The organism is Streptomyces sp. NRRL F-5650 (assembly GCF_000721365.1).
In the GTDB taxonomy this organism is placed as follows: domain Bacteria; phylum Actinomycetota; class Actinomycetes; order Streptomycetales; family Streptomycetaceae; genus Streptomyces; species Streptomyces ardesiacus.
Map to the genome: position 1 here is coordinate 1 of NZ_JOGV01000152.1, position 598 is coordinate 598.

The 598-nt window shown below is 71.1% G+C and carries 1 protein-coding gene; it reads left to right on the forward strand.

Going from position 1 to position 598, the window contains the following annotated elements; translation table 11 throughout:
* The coding region (locus IG88_RS39865; protein WP_037837575.1) for an SDR family NAD(P)-dependent oxidoreductase at nucleotides 1–598 on the forward strand (598 nt) is incomplete at both ends.

The following is a 598-nucleotide window of genomic DNA, read 5'->3' on the forward strand; positions in this document are numbered from 1 at the left end:
GGTGCCGCGGGGGATCGATCCGGACGGCACCGCCCTGATCACCGGCGGCACCGGCACCCTCGGCGCCCTCCTCGCCCGCCACCTCGTCCACCACCACCACGTCACCCACCTCGTCCTCACCAGCCGACGCGGACCCGACGCCCCCGGCGCCCGACAACTCCACGACGAACTCACCGCCGCCGGCGCCCACGTCACCCTCACCGCCTGCGACACCACCAACCCCACCCAACTCCAGACCCTCCTCGACACCATCCCCACCACCCACCCCCTCACCACCGTCATCCACACCGCCGGCACCCTCGACGACGCCACCACCACCAACCTCACCGACCACCAACTCCACACCGTCCTCCACCCCAAAATCGACACCGCCACCCACCTCCACCACCTCACCCGCCACCACCCCCTCACCACCTTCGTCCTCTACTCCAGCGCCGCCGGACAACTCGGCACCGCCGGACAAGCCAACTACGCCGCCGCCAACACCTACCTCGACGCCCTCGCCCACCACCGCCACACCCACGGCCAACCCGCCACCAGCCTCGCCTGGGGACTGTGGACCACCCGCAGCACCATGACCCACCACCTCGACGACGAG